The sequence below is a fragment of the Tenacibaculum pacificus genome (assembly GCF_027941775.1).
GTDB classification, from domain to species: domain Bacteria; phylum Bacteroidota; class Bacteroidia; order Flavobacteriales; family Flavobacteriaceae; genus Polaribacter; species Polaribacter pacificus_A.
This window is the reverse complement of sequence record NZ_CP115917.1, coordinates 742,400-758,620: the sequence shown is the minus strand read 5'-3', so window position 1 is coordinate 758,620 and position 16,221 is coordinate 742,400. Positions and strand designations below refer to the sequence as shown.

Below are 16,221 nucleotides of genomic sequence, written 5' to 3'. Positions count from 1 at the left end.
ATTTTATGAGTGATAAGAAAAAAAATGCTCCAAAATTTACTTTTAATTCATTTTGGCTATATATACCAATATTAGTTATTCTATTAGGATTGAGTTTTTTAAACTCAAGTAATTTAGGGTCTCGTAATATTTCAAAAAATGAGTTCAATAAAATTTTATTACAAAATGATATTCAAAAAATCATTATTGAAAACAACAATGTTGCTCAGGTATTCTTAAAAAGTGATGCAGAGAAAAAAGAAGAGCATAAAAAAATAACGGAATCTCCTTTTTACAGAAAAGGTGCTCCTTTATACACTTATAATTTTGGTGATTTACAAAATTTCGAAAACGAAATCAAAAAAGAGAAAGCTGAAAAGAATCTTGATTTTGATAGAAAAAATGTAGAACCTACAAGTTTAATAACAACACTATTTGACTTTCTACCTTTTATCATATTAATAGGTGTTTGGATTTTCTTTATGAAAAGAATGTCTGGCGGTGGTGCTGGTGCTGGTGGTGGCGGTGGTCAAATTTTTAACATTGGTAAATCAAAAGCAAAACTTTTTGATCAAGATACTAAAGTTAAAACAACTTTTAAAGACGTAGCTGGTTTGGAAGGTGCAAAAGAAGAAATTCAAGAAATTGTAGACTTCTTAAAAACACCTGAAAAATACACTAAATTAGGTGGTAAAATACCTAAAGGTGCTTTATTAGTAGGACCTCCTGGAACAGGAAAAACTTTATTAGCCAAAGCAGTAGCTGGTGAAGCAGGCGTTCCTTTCTTTTCATTATCAGGTTCTGATTTTGTTGAAATGTTTGTTGGTGTAGGTGCTTCTCGTGTAAGAGATTTATTTAAACAAGCTCAACAAAAATCGCCTTCTATTATTTTTATTGATGAGATTGATGCAATTGGTCGTGCAAGAGGAAAAAATAGTATGACTGGTGGTAATGATGAACGTGAAAACACGTTAAATCAGCTTTTAACAGAAATGGATGGTTTTGGAACAGATACAAATGTTATTGTATTAGCTGCTACAAACCGTGCCGATGTTTTAGATAAAGCCTTGATGCGTGCAGGTCGTTTTGACCGTCAAATTTATGTTGATTTACCAGATTTACACGAACGTAGAGAAATTTTTGAAGTACATATTAAACCATTAAAATTAGCTGAAAATGCTGATTTAGAATTATTAGCTCAACAAACACCTGGTTTTTCTGGTGCAGATATTGCTAACCTTTGTAATGAAGCTGCTTTAATTGCTGCAAGAAACAACAAAGAAGCTATTGAACACCAAGACTTTTTAGATGCTGTTGATAGAATTGTAGGTGGTTTAGAAAAGAAAAATAAGGTAATTACTCCTAAAGAAAAAGAAGTAATTGCTTTTCACTGAAGCTGGTCATGCTACTGTAAGTTGGATGTTAGAACACGCTGCTCCGTTAGTAAAAGTTACTATCGTTCCTCGTGGTCAATCATTAGGTGCTGCTTGGTATCTTCCTGAAGAAAGAAAAATTATTCAAACAGAGCAAATGCTTGATGAAATGTGTGCTACTATGGGTGGTAGAGCTGCAGAAAAGTTAATTTTCAATAAAATTTCTACAGGAGCATTAAGTGATTTAGAAAAAGTTACAAAACAGGCTCGTGCTATGGTTACTGTATATGGTTTAAACGAAAAAGTAGGTAATGTTACCTATTATGATTCATCAGGAAATGATGGGTTCGTAAAACCTTATAGTGATGATACTGCTAAAGTTATTGACGAAGAAATATCTAAAATGATTGAAGGACAATACCAAAGAGCCATTGATCTTTTGAGTGAACATGAAGATAAACTTAGCCAACTTGCTTCATTACTACTTGAAAAAGAAGTAATGTTTAAAGCTGATTTGGAGAAAATATTTGGAGAAAGGCCTTTTGAAAAAAAGAAATAAAAACAAATCCAATAATTGAAGAATAGTTTTTATTTGAATGAACTTTTTTAAAAAATTATATCAATCATATCAAAAATCATCTAATGATAAATTAATTAACGAACAGGAAGTTAATTTATCATTAGATGATTCCTTTGTACATAACTTTATTAATAAAGGTGGTAAATTTTTATATTGTACTTCAATGGATGAAGTATCTATAAATTTAATCCAGATTTTACAAGAAAACAACTGGAAAGAAGTTACTTGTTCTGATTTTAATCTTTTAAAGATTACTAGAAAAACAGGAACTTATATCCATTGAAAAACACTCTAAATCTACACCTTTTTTTACTTCTTGCGAACACTTAATTGCCAATAATGGTGATATTTTATTTTCATCTAATCAATTAGGTAGTGAAAAACTACCTTCTCACTCAGAAAACTTTATTGTATACGCAACAACAAGTCAATTGGTAAAAAATATGAGCGAAGGATTAACAGGTATAAAAGCACATTTTAGTGGTAATATCCCTACAAACATTAGTTCAATAACAAACTATAAAATAGAGGTTGAAGACGAAAGTTTTTTAAGTTATGGTAATAGTAACTCAAAAAATTTATATCTACTTCTCTTTGAAGATTTATAAACTATGCGCAATATTATAACAAGAAGTATTTCAGGACTTGTTTATGCAATCATTTTTATTTCTGCTATTCTTTTTTCAGCACAATCATATATAGGATTAATTGCTATTTTTTCAGCTATATGTGTTTTTGAATTCTCAAGAATACTTGCTATAAAAAATGTAATCCCTTATCTAATTTTAGCTTTTAGCATCTATATATCAACTATAGAAATACCATTTTATTTTAATATTTTTTTAATTAGTTTCTCTTTAATTGGAGTAATCGGATTACTTTATTATCTGATAAGTACAAAACCAATAAAAACAAATACAAGACTAAAAAAACTAGTTTTACATAGTATTTATTTAATTTTACCTTTTTATTTTTTAATAAAATTACCTTTTATTGCAAATGAATATCATCCAAATATCATTATATATATCATTTTATTAATTTGGACAAATGATAGTTTTGCATTTTTAGTTGGTAAAAACTTTGGAAAACATAAATTATTTGAATCTGTATCTCCTAAAAAAACAATTGAAGGTTTTATTGGTGGTTTATTATTTGCAGTATTACTAGCTTTTTTAATAGGAACATATGCAAATCAATTTTTAGTTTTAAACTGGATAATTATAGCAATTATTGTAGCTATATTTGGTTCTTTAGGCGATTTAGTCGAATCAAAATTTAAAAGACAAGCCAACGTTAAAGACAGTGGTACTATTATGCCAGGACATGGAGGATTATTAGATAGGCTTGATAGTTTGTTTTTCCTTGCTCCCTTCGTATATTTGTATATACATTATATAATGTAATATTTTTTATGGCAAATAATTTAGACATAGCATTTGAAGAAGCATACAAAAAAGCTTCTAACTTTAAAAAAAAGCTACCTCCTGATGTTATGCTTAAGTTTTATGCTTATTCTAAACAGGCTATTAAAGGGGATAAATTCACTTTTAATGCTAATAATGATTTAAGAAATGCTTTTAAATTTAATGCTTGGGTTCAATTAAAAGGTATGAGTGAAGATGAAGCAAAACAAGAATATATCAATCTAGTAAATTTATTTATAAAATAATTATCATGAAAAAAATCATTTACTCTTTATTCGTACTTGTTGCAATTGGTAACTTTGTTTCTTGTAAATCAGAAGAAAAAAAAGAAATAATTGTAAAAAAAGAAACTAAAGTAGCAATTAAAGCAAATTTTTCAGTACAAAATGCAGATAATAAAATAAATTGGACAGCATATAAAACAACTGAGAAAAAACCTGTTAATGGTCGTTTTGAAAAAATAACAATAACTTCTAACGGTGAAGGAAAAACTATTAAAGAAGCAATTAACAATACCGAATTTTCTATCCCTGTAAGTAGTATTTTCACAAAAGATAGTGGAAGAGATTTTAAAATAAAAAAATTCTTTTTCGGTATTATGGATAATACAAAATTACTTTCAGGAAAATTAGTCTTAGAAAATGATTCAATAGGTTATTCTAATATAACTATGAACGGAGTTACAAAAAAACTTCCTTTTAAATATACTGTAAACGATAAGGTTTTTAACTTAAAAACTACTTTAAAAATTTCAGATTGGAATGCAGAAAAAGCTTTAGCATCTTTAAATGAAGTTTGTAAAGACTTACACAAAGGAGCTGATGGAGTTTCTAAAACATGGAATGAAGTAGCTATTAATATAACATCTACTTTTAAATAAAACTCATTTTATACAACATAAAAAAGCCTTAGATTAAAATCTAAGGCTTTTTTTATGTTGTATATTTCCTTAATAATTCTTTATAAATTTTATATCAAAAAAAATTAATAACAATTTATCATTAAATTAACACAACAACACCCTTACTTAATAGTAATACTATTATATTTGCGGATATAATTTTTACTTATGAAAACTTTTCTATCAAATATTAAAATTGAAATCCCTGTTGGGATATATATTAAAGACCCTGAAACATCCGATTTAGGCAAACGAATTATAGAAAACAGTATTAAATTAATAGAAGATATTGGTTTTGAAAGCTTCAATTTTAAAAAATTAGGTAAATTAATCGGCTCTAATGAAAGCTCTATTTACAGATATTTTGAAAGTAAACACAAACTACTTGTCTATTTAACTTCTTGGTATTGGGGTTGGATACAATATCAATTAGTTATAGAAACTTACAGTATTAATAATTCAGAAGAAAAATTAATAAAAGCTATTGAAGTACTTACTAAAACAACCGAACAAGACAGTAATTTCTCGCATATTAATGAGGTTTTATTAAACTTAATTATAATTAATGAGAACTCTAAATCATATTCAACAAAAGAAGTTGATACCGAAAATAAAGAAGGTTTTTTTAAATTATATAAAGAAGTTGTAAAACGTTTAGCTGATATAATAAGCAATTATAACAATAGCTATCAGCATCCGCTTACACTAGCTAGTACAATTATTGAAGGTGCATTGCATCAACAATTTATTAAGCAACATTTTAAATCGCTAACAAATTGCGACAATGCTATTTCTCCAACTTCATTTTTTATTGATTTAACTCTTAACACGCTTTCAAATGACAGGAAATAATCCATTGACACCTTGGCAACGTTTTTTAGGACTTTTAAAATTAGAAAAAAAAGATATTTTACAAATATCTTATTACGCAATATTTGAAGGAATTGTAGCTTTATCACTTCCTTTAGGAATACAAGCAATTATCAATTTATTACAAGGAGCTGAAATTTCAGCATCGTGGGTAGTACTTGTAATACTTGTTACAGGTGGCGTAGCTTTTAGTGGCGTATTAAAACTAATGCAAATTAGAATTATAGAAACCATACAACAACGTATTTTTACAAGAGCGTCTTTAGAACTTAGTTATCGTTTTCCTAAAATAAAAATGAGCGAATTAAGAAATTATTATCCCCCTGAATTAGCCAATCGTTTTTTTGATACACTTACCATTCAAAAAGGAATTTCAAAAGTTTTAATTGATGTTCCTTCGGCTTTTTTACAAATTATTTTTGCTTTATTATTATTATCATTTTATCATCCTTTTTTTATTTTATTCGGATTTTTACTACTATTATTAATTTACATTGTATTTAAATACACTGCTAAAATTGGATTAGAAACTAGTTTAAATGAATCTAAAAATAAATATAAAGTAGCACATTGGTTACAAGAAATAGCCAGAACAATTATCAGTTTTAAATTATCAGGAAAAACAAAATTAGCTTTAGATAAAAGCGACAACTTAGTCTCTGATTATTTAAAATCAAGAGAAAGTCATTTTAAAATATTAATCATTCAATACATTCAAATGATTAGTTTTAAAGTTATTGTAACAGCTGGTTTATTATTGATGGGAGGTTTTTTAGTTTTAAATCAAAAAATGAATATCGGACAATTTGTTGCCGCAGAAATAATTATTTTATTAGTAATAAGCTCTGTTGAAAAATTAATTTTAGGTTTAGAATCATTTTACGATGTATTAACTTCTATTGAAAAACTAGGACAAGTAATAGATAAACCTATTGAAAATCAAAAAGGTAGTAAAGTTAGTAACTTAAAACCTTTTACTATTGAAATTCAAAATATTTCATACTTTCTTTATCGAAAAGACAACCCTATTTTAAAAGACATTTCATTTGTTATAAAACCAAAAGACAGAATACTAATTCAAGGCGAAAGTAGTTCTGCTAAATCAAACTTAGTACAATTAATTTCAGGATTAATTGAGCCATCATCAGGAAACATTTTTGTAAATGATTTATCAATAAAAAGCTTACTTATAAATGATTACAGAGCAAACCTTGGTTTATCATTATCCGAAGAAACACCTTTTAAAGGTACTATCAGACAAAATGTAACTTTTGGTGATAAAACAATTACAGATGATAAAATTTATGAAATATTTGATATTGTTGGTTTAACTAATTTTTTAAAATATCAATCTAACGGTTTAGATACTTACCTAAAACCTGAAGGTAGAAATATTGGTTACACAGTTGCCAAAAAAATAATTTTAGCAAGAGCAATTATAAAAACCCCTAAACTTTTAATTTTAGAAGATCCTTTAGATCAAATAGAAAAGAAAGAAGCCACTAAAATTATAGATTTTATTACAAATCCTGCGCAAAATTGGAGCTTAATTATTGTTAGTAGTAATGATAAATGGGAAGAAAAATGTAATAAGAAAATTACACTTAATAAAGGAATTATCATTAACCAATAAATTATAAGAGATAATGTTAAATATATCTAATAATAGTATTTCTAATCAAATTAATTTGGCTGATTTTAAATCAGGAAAAAAATATTTAAAAAAGAGCATCATAAATTATTTAGAAAATTTTTGTTATTCTTTTTATTCGCAATAATTGTTACTTTATTTTTACCATGGACTCAAAATGTTTCTAGCACAGGTAATGTTACTACTTTAAAACCTAATCAACGACCACAAACCTTGCAATCTCAAATTCCTGGAAGAATTGAAGAATGGTTTGTGCAAGAAGGTGATTTTGTAAAAAAAGGCGATACTATTTTACGTATCTCTGAAATAAAAAGTAATTATTTTGATGCAAAACTTGCCGAAAGAACAGGAAATCAATTAAATTCTAAAAGTCTTTCTGGTAAATCGTATGGTAATAAAATAGGCGCTTTAAAAAGACAAATTTCAGCGATAAGAAACGAACAACAATTAAAATCGAAACAAGCAAAAAACAAATTACAACAAGCTTACTTAAAAGTTAAAACTGATAGTATTGATTTAGAAACCGTTATTTTAAAACAAAATATCGCCAAAATTCAATATGATAGAACTTTTACTTTACAAAAAGAAGGTTTAAAAGCTACTAAAGATGTTGAAGAAAAAAGTGCAAAACTTCAAGAATTTTCAGCTAAAATTATTTCTCAGAAAAACAAATTGTTAACTTCTAAAAACAATATTATCAATGCACAATTAGCTATTTCAGGAATAATGGCTACTTATACTGATAAATTATCAAAAGCACAAAGTAGTTTATACACTGCTGAATCTGGCGCATACGAAACAGAAGTTCAAGTTTCTAAACTACAAACAAGCCTAGCTAATTATAATAAAAGAAGCTCTTTATTATATATAACGGCTCCACTTGATGGCTACATAAATAAGGCAATAAAATCAGGTATTGGAGAAACTTTTAAAGAAGGCGAACAATTAATAAATATTATGCCTGCTATATACGATTTAGCAGTAGAAATGTATATAAAACCTATCGATTTACCGTTGATACATATCAATGAAAAAGTACGTGTTCAGTTTGATGGTTGGCCTGCAATTGTTTTTAGTGGATGGCCTAATATGTCATCTGGAACTTATGAAGCTAAAATTATTGCTATCGAAAATTTTATTAGTAGTAATGGTAAATACAGAGCATTAATTGTTCCTAATAATGATAAACAACCACGGCCAAAAGCTATTAGAGTCGGCTCAGGAGCAAAAACAATTGCGCTTTTAGAAAATGTACCTATTTGGTATGAATTATGGCGACAAATTAACAGTTTTCCGCCTAATTTTTATCAGCCAAACGCAAAAACAACCGATTCAAAGAAAAAGAAATAATGAAAAATATATCCTTTTTATATCTATTTATAAGTTTTGTTTCCTTTTCTCAAAATATGCCTAACAACACACTTTCTTTAGAAGAAAGTTTAGGATATGTAAAAAAATATCATCCTATTATAAAGCAAGCAAAACTTATTGTTAATACAAATCAAGCAAAATTATTAAAAGCTAGAGGTAGTTTTGACCCTAAAATTGAAGTTGATTACAGTAATAAAAACTTTAAAGATACCGAGTATTATAAAACATTGGTTTCATCTTTTAAAATTCCTACTTGGTATGGTATTGAGTTAAAAGGAAGCTATGAAAATAATTCGGGTAAGTATTTAAATCCTCAATATAAAACTCCTAAAAATGGTTTGTATAATGTAGGAATATCTATTCCGTTAGCTAAAAATTTATTTATCAATAAAAGAATGGCTACGTTAAAAAAAGCCAAAATATATACCAAACAAAGTGGATTAGAACAGCAGTTATTAGTTAATAATGTTTTGTTTGATGCTATTTCGGCATACTTAAATTGGACACAATATTATCAACAATATAGTGTGTTTAAAAATTATTATGCCAATGCAACGATAAGACACAAGAATGTTATTAAAAATTTTAAAGCAGGTGATAAAGCTGCCGTAGATACTTTAGAAACAAGTATAAATCTTGAAAACAGAAAATTAGATTTAGAAAAAGCACGTATTAAACATTTAAAATCAAAGTTAGCTTTTTCGAATTATTTGTGGATTAATAATAATATTCCTATGGAATTAAAAAACACTATGATTCCTGATGTTAAAACATTTTCTAAAGTTGATAAGCTATTAAAAACATCGGAAATTGATTTAGATAAAAACGATTTAGAACAACATCCGAAGTTAAAATTATTAGCCTTAAAAAAGAATAATTTACAGATAAATAAACGATTAAAAATAAACAACCTACTTCCTAAAATAGATTTTCAGTATAATTTATTATCATCAGAAGTAAATAATTTTGATTCTTTTAACGCTTCAAATTACAAAAACTCGTTGCAAGTTAGTGTTCCGTTATTTTTAAGAAAATCTAGAGGTGATTTAAAAATTGCAAAAATAAAATTACAAGATTTAGATTTTGAAATTTCATCAACAAAAATAATTTTACAAAATAAAATTAAAGCTACCAAACAAGAAATTGAATCGTACGAAAAACAACACAATATCTTAAAAAACTTAGTTAACAATTACAAAACAATTGTTAAAAGTGAAGAACGAAAATTTTCGTTAGGTGAAAGCTCGTTATTTTTAATAAATTACAGAGAAGTTAAATTAATTGAAACTAATTTAAAAGCCATAAAAAACGAATATGAATACGCTAAAACAAAAAGTAAGCTACTCAAATTACTGGGTAAATTAACAGATATCTAAATAATAATTTATTTTTCATTTATAAAAAAACCGCTTTGTAACAAGAACTAAACTTGTAATAAAGCGGTGTTTTTTTGTTGATATATTAAAAATAGTCTAAAAAAATTAGCCTAAAATCTTTGTTATTAAATCTTGTTTTGCTTTTTCATCATCACCAAATAACCAACGTAAGGTGTTATCTTCCCAAATTTCGTGATATTGTTTTTCATTGATAATATCTCTATCAATAGCTAAATCTAACAATTTCCCAGGATAAGAAGATTGTGCATCATTTTCCATTTCTCCTAACGGATACGGATCATCTAAGCCCATAATAATTTGATTCGACCCTTGTTTATCAATCATTAATTTTAACGAATCGGTATCATGTACCAAGGTATCAAAGAAAATATTTGGATGACCAACCGCTTTTCTTGGATGCGTTTTTCCTTCAAATAAATCAGGACGACCATCAAAACCTTGAATCCTACGTCCTAAATTCATTTGTGCCAATTGTCCGCCGTGCGCAAAACAAGTTCTGATATTTTTAAAACGCTCTTGCATTCCGTTTAACGTATAAAAATGATACGCATCACCACATTGTGCCAACATCCAAATTAAATGAAAACGCCAATTTGTGTTTTCTAATTTTATCATTTTATCACCATCATACGGATGAATTTCAATAGCTAGTTTATACTTATCAGCTAATTCAAAAATACGGTCATTTTCTTTATCAAAAACACAACGCCACTGCCCTATCGAATCCATAAAATGCGTTGGTAAGCATAAAACTTTTAAACCTAATTCTTCAACACAACGTTCCATTTCATACAAAGCACCGTAAATAAAACCAGGGTGAACTACAAAACCACAAGTAAATTTATCAGGATGATCGTGTTGTACTTTTGCGTTAAAATCATTCTGAAAACGCAAAGCTTTTTTCATTTCTTCCAAACGCAATCCGTTACCATATAATTGCGATAAATTTAAAACCACCGCATGATCTAACTTATTTTTTTCCATCCAACGTAATTTCTCATCTAAGAAAAAACTAGAATCTGTTACAGGACGTTTCCAACCTTTTTGTAACATATGTTTACGCTCATCATCTACCCAAAAAATTTCTTTTTCCTTCATAAACTGAGGTATTTGCTCAGGATAAGGTAATAAATGTGAATGTCCGTTTATTCGTAGTTTACGTTTTTCCATTTCTTTTATTATTTGGCAATAATCGTTGCAATATTTTTAACTATAAATTACGCTGTTTTTATATTATCAAACAACATCTTTATTTTTTAATTTTATTCGGAGGATTCATAATTGTTCCGCAATTAGAACACGTACATTTTTGAGCATCAGAATAATATTTATCAAAAATAACAGGCATATCAGTTTCAATATTATCTAAAGAAAACTCTTCTCTGTATAACTGATTTCCGCAATTTTCACAATACCATTCTAATGCATCCAACATTCCTTCCGACCTTGGATATTCAATAACCAAACCAACAGTATTTTCTTTACGTTGTGGCGAATGCGGAACTTTAGCAGGCAATAAATAAATATCTCCTTCATTAATTTCTACATCAATCATTTTGCCTTTATCATCAATAATTTTCAGAACCATATCCCCTTGTACCTGATAAAAAAATTCTGGAGTTTCGTTATAATGATAATCCTTTCTATTGTTAGGTCCTCCAACAACCATTACGATATAATCGCCATTATCCCACACCTGTTTATTTCCAACGGGCGGTTTTAATAAATGACGATTTTCATCAATCCACTTTTTAAAATTTAAAGGCTGTACTAAATTCATATTTATATATTTTGGGCGTTCCCTAAAGGTCGGGCTTTCCGCTATATCTTTTTATAAAAAAAATTATAAAAAGGATGCCGCTTCAATCCCTAACGCAAATTTCGTTTTTATTTACAAACTTTTCGTTCTTCCACCATCAACAGGAACATTTATTCCATTAATAAAACTAGCTTTTTCACTTGCTAAAAATACTACTGCATTAGCAACTTCTTCAGGTTTTGCGAAACGTTTGGCAGGTGAAGCGTTCATCATATTTTGAGAAACGACCTCAACAGACAAACCTATTTTTTCTGCTTTATTATTGATAATTTCTTTTAACCTTTCTGTTCCTGTAGCACCAGGTAATACATTATTTACCGTGATATTAAACGCACCTAATTCATTCGCCAATGTTTTAGACCAACTAGCAACCGCACCACGAATAGTATTTGAAACTCCTAAACCATCCAAAGGTTGTTTTACTGATGTAGATATTATATTGATAACTCTACCAAAACCAGCATCTTTCATAAACGGAACAACTGCTTGTACTAACACATGATTACATTTTAAATGCTGTGTAAAAGCGTTTTCAAATTCTGATAATTCGGCATTAAAAATAGCGCCACCGGCAGGACCTCCTGTGTTATTTACTAAAATATGAAAATTCAATTTTGAAGCTTCAATTCTTTCTTTTAATTCCTTCGGATTAGAAAAATCAGCAACTATATAATCATGATTTTGATTATCATTTGGTAATTCTGCTAACACTTTTTTTAGTTTCTCTTCATTACGAGCAACTAAAGTTATATTTACTCCTTCGTTAGCTAAACCAATTGCCGATGCTAAACCAATACCTTGAGTACTTCCGCAAACTAAGGCATTTTTATTTTGTATATTTAAATTCATATCTAATCGTTATTTTGAATTATTGTTTTAATTTTAACAGCTTTTTCAAAATGATCTAATTGATGTGTTTCAATCCACCATTTTGCAACTTCTATTAATAACTTCGGATTATCATTTTTATTCTTAAAAAATGCATAGAAAGATAAGCCTACATTTGTTCCTTTTTTATCAATTTTAGCATCACAAACTTCAATAATTTTTTGTCTTATTTCTTTATTCATAGCTAATACAAATATTTTTAGGTTCTGTAAAAAAACGAAGTGCTTCAAAACCTCCTTCTCTTCCTACGCCACTTTGTTTTTGTCCGCCAAAAGGCGTTCTCAAATCTCTTAATAACCAAGTATTCACCCAAACAATTCCTGTATTTAATTGTTTTGATAATTGCATCGTTCTATTTAAATTATTTGTCCATAGCGTTGCCGATAACCCATATTTAACATTATTTGCCAAAGTCAAAGCTTCTTCATCGGTTTTAAAAGACATAATAGTAACTACAGGACCAAAAATTTCTTCTTGATTTAATCTGCATTTATTATCAGAAACTTCAATAATTGTCGGTTGTAAATAATAACCATTTTCATATCCTTTTACGATGACTTTATTTCCTCCGAAAAGAATTTTTCCGCCTTCTTGCTCAGCAATATCAATATATGATTTTACTTTTTCTAGATGCTCTTTTGATACCAAAGCACCAATACTTGTGTCATTATTAGCAGGATTCCCTACTTTTAATTCAGATACTTTTTGAATAAAATCTTTCTTAAATTGTTCGTATATTTTTTCTTCTACAAAAATTCTACTTCCGCACAAGCAAATTTGCCCTTGATTAGCAAATGAAGATTTAACAGTCGTTGCTAACATTTTATCATAATCACAATCGGCAAAAATCAAATTCGGATTCTTTCCTCCTAACTCTAACGATAATTTTTTAAACATCGGGGCTGCAACTCTAGCAATATTTGCTCCTGTTGTAGTTCCACCTGTAAAAGAAATTGCTTTTATATTCGGATGCTCAACAATTGCCTTTCCTGTAGTTATTCCCAATCCGTGAACAATATTTAAAACTCCTTTCGGCAAACCTGCTTCAGTACAAATTTCACCTAATAAATATGCTGTCATTGGTGTAATTTCACTTGGTTTAGCAACGACACAATTTCCCGCGGCTATGGCTGGTGCTATTTTCCACGTAAATAAATATAACGGCAAATTCCAAGGCGAAATACAACCAACAACTCCAATTGGCTGACGTAAAGTAAAATTCATCGCATTTAAACCAACACTTTCATGCGCTTCCGAAGAAAACTGCGTTATAGCATTTGCAAAAAACTGAAAATTACTTGCTGCTCTTGGAATATCAATTTGTTTTGCTAAACTGATAGGTTTCCCATTATCTTTAGATTCCGCTTCAGCTAAAAAAGTCAACTTTTCTTTTATCAATTCTGAAATTTTTGATAAAATAACGCTTCGTTCTTCTAAAGTTGTATTCGACCAACTTGGAAATGCTTTTTCAGCTGATTCGTATGCAAGTGCTACATCTTCTTTTGTTGAATTAGGAATTTGCCCATATATTTCTCCAATTGATGGATTATAATTATGTATCCAATTATTTTGAATTGGATTGATAAATTCACCGTTTATATAATTTTTGATATTCATATTTTGATTCTCTAAATCTTATAGATTTTAAAACCTATAATATATCGTTTAGTTCACTTTCTTATAAGCTGTAACTTTAATTTCCACTACCAAATCAGGATGCGGTAATTGATGTACAGCAACAGTAGTTCGAGTTGGACCTGTTTCTTTATCAAAAAACTCGGCATACGCTTTATTATATCCTGCAAAATCATTCATATTTACCAAAAATGTAGAAACATCAACAACATCTTTTATACTTGCGCCTACCGTTTGTAAATTTTTATCAATATTTTTTAAAACTTCACGTGTTTGAGTTTCTGCATTTAAGTACTTTGTTCCCATTTCATCAATAATATCAACTCCTGCAATAGTATTATCTGCTCTACGTGAACTTGTTCCTGATACAAAAATAAAATCTCCGACAACTTTTACATGTGGATACGCTCCTCTTGGTGTTACTTTTTTTCCATTTTTATTTGTTAGATAATAAATCTCATCGATTTTAAAAATCGATAAAATCTAAATTATTTTTACAATCCTGCTATTTTATCTTCCTTTAAAATTTCTGTTGTTTCTTCTTGTACTTTTTTAAGAATATCACGTAAATTATCAGTTTGTTTAAAATCAGAATCAGCTACCAAATTTAACAATGCTTTATCTTGAGCACGTCCTTTTTTCATTGCTTCTGAATATGGAATATCTTCTTTAAAAGTAACCATCGAATATTTAGAAAAATACTCATTTGGAAACGCTTTTTCTAAATCCATTTCTAATTTTCTCTTTTCCTTAAATAACGGATTAGCAACATGATTTTTCATTTCGTGAAAATTATCAATTGCTAAATCGGCAATAGCATCCGTATTTTCTTTTCTTATTTTTTCGTAAGTTTTAAAAACAGTTTCCCAATCGCCTAAATTTTGATTAAGAATTTCATCAAAAACTGTAATATCTTCAAAAGAAGCATTCATTCCTTGTCCGTAAAATGGTACGATTGCGTGCGCTGCATCTCCTAATAAAATGGTTTTATTCTGATAATGCCAAGGCGAACATTTTACCGTTCCCAAAGCTCCTGTCGGATTATTTAAAAACTCTTCTTTAATACTCGGAATTAATTTTAACGCATCAGGAAATTGTGTTTCAAAAAACTCGGTTATTTTTTCTTCAGATGTTAAATTATTGAAATTATATTTTCCTTCATCATAACTTAAAAACAGCGTAACAGTAAAACTACCGTCCATATTTGGCAATGCAATTAACATATACGCACCACGAGGCCAAATATGTAAATGCTCGTTACTTATTTGATGATTCCCTATTTTATCCGCAGGAATTTCAAGTTCTTTATATCCGTGAGATAAATAATTCTGAGAATAACTAAACAAGAATTTTCGTTCTAAATAGTAGCTTTTACGCAAAACAGAACCAGCTCCATCAGTACCAAAAATTACCTCAGCATTTATAAAAAACTCTTCTTTTGTATGATAATCTTTAAAGTGTGCTATTGTATTTTCGATATTTATAGATGTACATTTTTTATTAAAATGAATAGTTACATTTTCAATGTTTTTCGGCTTCTGTTAATAAAATAGCATTTAAATCTCCTCTTGAAATTGAATTGATACATTCGTTATCTCTACCCGAATAATTTGATGAAAATGTATTTCCTTCAATATCATGAATCAATCTTCCATACATTGGAATACAAATTTCACGAGCTTTTTCGGCAACACCCGCTAAACGCAAGGCTTTAAATCCTCGGTCGGATAATGCTAAATTTATAGAACGACCCGCTGAAATATCAATAGTTCTTAAATCAGGTCTGCTTTCATATACGGCGACTTTGTATCCTCTTTGTGCCAATCGTAAAGCTAATAAACTTCCACATAAACCTGCACCTATTATTAATATATTGTCTTTTTTATTCATTTATAATCTCTTAATAATTATATTCTCCCAAGAATTATTAAACTTGAAAACAATTAGATTTTGTGTCTTACTATTTTTACTAACTTTCAAATTAATTAGAGAAGAATTAAAACTTTCTTTTAGTAGTAACTTCTCTTTAAAACCTAATTCTTCTTTTTGAAAAAGATACACTTTAATATTTTGCTCTTCATCTTCCTCTCCATAAACATCAATAATCTTTAATGTGAGGTTCAGAATGTTATTTTTAATTGAACAATCTTCTATTAAAATATTTCCAAATTCATTTTTATAATGTCCTCCTTTTTCTAAAATATTTAATTCGTTATTAAAAGTGTAAACTAAAGTTTCTTCTGTAATTCTTTTACAAATTTTAGCAGAAGAACAATTCATTAAAAATAAAACAGAAGAAAGAAGTATAATTTTTTTCATTTCACAAATAA

General features: G+C 28.4%; 16 protein-coding genes and 2 pseudogenes. 10 read left to right on the top strand and 8 right to left on the bottom strand.

What is annotated here, in order from left to right:
• Positions 1 to 5: 5 nt before the first annotated feature.
• The 10 genes and pseudogenes from ftsH to PG913_RS03440 all read left to right on the top strand — a co-directional run bounded on the left by ftsH (position 6) and on the right by PG913_RS03440 (position 9,528).
• Positions 6 to 1,911: pseudogene (ftsH, locus tag PG913_RS03485) on the top strand (ATP-dependent zinc metalloprotease FtsH).
• Between the two features lie 37 nt (positions 1,912 to 1,948).
• Positions 1,949 to 2,215 (top strand): hypothetical protein, encoded by a 267-nt coding sequence (locus PG913_RS03480; protein ID WP_271231638.1) that lies wholly within the window; start codon positions 1,949 to 1,951, stop codon positions 2,213 to 2,215.
• Between the two features lie 160 nt (positions 2,216 to 2,375).
• Positions 2,376 to 2,540 (top strand): hypothetical protein, encoded by a 165-nt coding sequence (locus PG913_RS03475; RefSeq protein ID WP_271231637.1) that lies wholly within the window; start codon positions 2,376 to 2,378, stop codon positions 2,538 to 2,540.
• Between the two features lie 3 nt (positions 2,541 to 2,543).
• On the top strand, positions 2,544 to 3,338 hold the full coding sequence (locus tag PG913_RS03470; RefSeq protein ID WP_271231636.1) for a phosphatidate cytidylyltransferase: 795 nt from the start codon (positions 2,544 to 2,546) through the stop codon (positions 3,336 to 3,338).
• Between the two features lie 8 nt (positions 3,339 to 3,346).
• Positions 3,347 to 3,604 (top strand): acyl-CoA-binding protein, encoded by a 258-nt coding sequence (locus PG913_RS03465; RefSeq protein ID WP_271231635.1) that lies wholly within the window; start codon positions 3,347 to 3,349, stop codon positions 3,602 to 3,604.
• A gap of 5 nt (positions 3,605 to 3,609) precedes the next feature.
• A complete protein-coding gene (locus PG913_RS03460) occupies positions 3,610 to 4,239 on the top strand; it encodes a YceI family protein (RefSeq protein WP_271231634.1) in 630 nt (209 codons plus the stop codon).
• A gap of 189 nt (positions 4,240 to 4,428) precedes the next feature.
• A complete protein-coding gene (locus tag PG913_RS03455; protein ID WP_271231633.1) occupies positions 4,429 to 5,112 on the top strand; it encodes a TetR/AcrR family transcriptional regulator in 684 nt (227 codons plus the stop codon).
• Positions 5,099 to 6,763: a peptidase domain-containing ABC transporter gene (locus PG913_RS03450; protein WP_271231632.1), complete on the top strand. Its 1,665-nt coding sequence runs from the start codon at positions 5,099 to 5,101 to the stop codon at positions 6,761 to 6,763. The genes PG913_RS03455 and PG913_RS03450 overlap by 14 nt, the downstream gene beginning before the upstream one ends.
• Positions 6,764 to 6,883: 120 nt before the next feature.
• Positions 6,884 to 8,131 carry an HlyD family secretion protein gene (locus PG913_RS03445; RefSeq protein ID WP_333780787.1) on the top strand — a complete coding sequence of 416 codons (1,248 nt, stop codon included), beginning with the start codon at positions 6,884 to 6,886 and terminating at the stop codon, positions 8,129 to 8,131.
• A gap of 56 nt (positions 8,132 to 8,187) precedes the next feature.
• Complete coding sequence (locus tag PG913_RS03440) at positions 8,188 to 9,528, top strand: TolC family protein (RefSeq protein WP_271231631.1); 1,341 nt, start codon at positions 8,188 to 8,190, stop codon at positions 9,526 to 9,528.
• A gap of 105 nt (positions 9,529 to 9,633) precedes the next feature.
• On the opposite strand, the gene PG913_RS03435 is transcribed toward PG913_RS03440, so the two are convergent.
• The 8 genes and pseudogenes from PG913_RS03435 to PG913_RS03400 all read right to left on the bottom strand — a co-directional run bounded on the left by PG913_RS03435 (position 9,634) and on the right by PG913_RS03400 (position 16,210).
• Complete coding sequence (locus PG913_RS03435; RefSeq protein WP_271231630.1) at positions 9,634 to 10,719, bottom strand: amidohydrolase family protein; 1,086 nt, start codon at positions 10,717 to 10,719, stop codon at positions 9,634 to 9,636.
• A gap of 79 nt (positions 10,720 to 10,798) precedes the next feature.
• Positions 10,799 to 11,329, bottom strand: a complete 531-nt coding sequence (locus PG913_RS03430; RefSeq protein WP_271231629.1) for a 3-hydroxyanthranilate 3,4-dioxygenase — start codon at positions 11,327 to 11,329, stop codon at positions 10,799 to 10,801.
• Positions 11,330 to 11,440: 111 nt separating this feature from the next.
• The gene (locus PG913_RS03425) at positions 11,441 to 12,217 is read right to left on the bottom strand and encodes an SDR family oxidoreductase (RefSeq protein ID WP_271231628.1); all 777 of its coding nucleotides are present in this window, start codon (positions 12,215 to 12,217) and stop codon (positions 11,441 to 11,443) included.
• A gap of 2 nt (positions 12,218 to 12,219) precedes the next feature.
• A complete protein-coding gene (locus PG913_RS03420) occupies positions 12,220 to 12,438 on the bottom strand; it encodes a DUF6500 family protein (protein WP_271231627.1) in 219 nt (72 codons plus the stop codon).
• Entirely contained in the window at positions 12,431 to 13,873 is a 1,443-nt protein-coding gene (locus tag PG913_RS03415) for an aldehyde dehydrogenase (protein WP_271231626.1), read from the bottom strand. Before PG913_RS03415 ends, PG913_RS03420 begins: the two co-directional genes overlap by 8 nt.
• A 48-nt stretch (positions 13,874 to 13,921) precedes the next feature.
• On the bottom strand, positions 13,922 to 14,347 hold the full coding sequence (locus PG913_RS03410) for a RidA family protein (RefSeq protein WP_271232124.1): 426 nt from the start codon (positions 14,345 to 14,347) through the stop codon (positions 13,922 to 13,924).
• A 38-nt stretch (positions 14,348 to 14,385) separates the two neighbouring features.
• A pseudogene (locus PG913_RS03405) lies at positions 14,386 to 15,781 on the bottom strand (FAD-dependent oxidoreductase).
• Positions 15,782 to 16,210 carry a hypothetical protein gene (locus tag PG913_RS03400; protein ID WP_271231625.1) on the bottom strand — a complete coding sequence of 143 codons (429 nt, stop codon included), beginning with the start codon at positions 16,208 to 16,210 and terminating at the stop codon, positions 15,782 to 15,784.
• Positions 16,211 to 16,221 lie beyond the last annotated feature (11 nt).

Excerpts from the sequence above, each read along its gene's own strand:
- PG913_RS03480 (WP_271231638.1), top strand. The coding sequence starts at position 1,949 with ATGAACTTTTTTAAAAAATTATATCAATCATATCAAAAATCATCTAAT.
- PG913_RS03475 (WP_271231637.1), top strand. The coding sequence starts at position 2,376 with ATGAGCGAAGGATTAACAGGTATAAAAGCACATTTTAGTGGTAATATC.
- PG913_RS03470 (WP_271231636.1), top strand. The coding sequence starts at position 2,544 with ATGCGCAATATTATAACAAGAAGTATTTCAGGACTTGTTTATGCAATC.
- PG913_RS03465 (WP_271231635.1), top strand. The coding sequence starts at position 3,347 with ATGGCAAATAATTTAGACATAGCATTTGAAGAAGCATACAAAAAAGCT.
- PG913_RS03460 (WP_271231634.1), top strand. The coding sequence starts at position 3,610 with ATGAAAAAAATCATTTACTCTTTATTCGTACTTGTTGCAATTGGTAAC.
- PG913_RS03455 (WP_271231633.1), top strand. The coding sequence starts at position 4,429 with ATGAAAACTTTTCTATCAAATATTAAAATTGAAATCCCTGTTGGGATA.
- PG913_RS03450 (WP_271231632.1), top strand. The coding sequence starts at position 5,099 with ATGACAGGAAATAATCCATTGACACCTTGGCAACGTTTTTTAGGACTT.
- PG913_RS03440 (WP_271231631.1), top strand. The coding sequence starts at position 8,188 with ATGCCTAACAACACACTTTCTTTAGAAGAAAGTTTAGGATATGTAAAA.
- PG913_RS03435 (WP_271231630.1), bottom strand. The coding sequence starts at position 10,719 with ATGGAAAAACGTAAACTACGAATAAACGGACATTCACATTTATTACCT.
- PG913_RS03430 (WP_271231629.1), bottom strand. The coding sequence starts at position 11,329 with ATGAATTTAGTACAGCCTTTAAATTTTAAAAAGTGGATTGATGAAAAT.
- PG913_RS03425 (WP_271231628.1), bottom strand. The coding sequence starts at position 12,217 with ATGAATTTAAATATACAAAATAAAAATGCCTTAGTTTGCGGAAGTACT.
- PG913_RS03420 (WP_271231627.1), bottom strand. The coding sequence starts at position 12,438 with ATGAATAAAGAAATAAGACAAAAAATTATTGAAGTTTGTGATGCTAAA.
- PG913_RS03415 (WP_271231626.1), bottom strand. The coding sequence starts at position 13,873 with ATGAATATCAAAAATTATATAAACGGTGAATTTATCAATCCAATTCAA.
- PG913_RS03400 (WP_271231625.1), bottom strand. The coding sequence starts at position 16,210 with ATGAAAAAAATTATACTTCTTTCTTCTGTTTTATTTTTAATGAATTGT.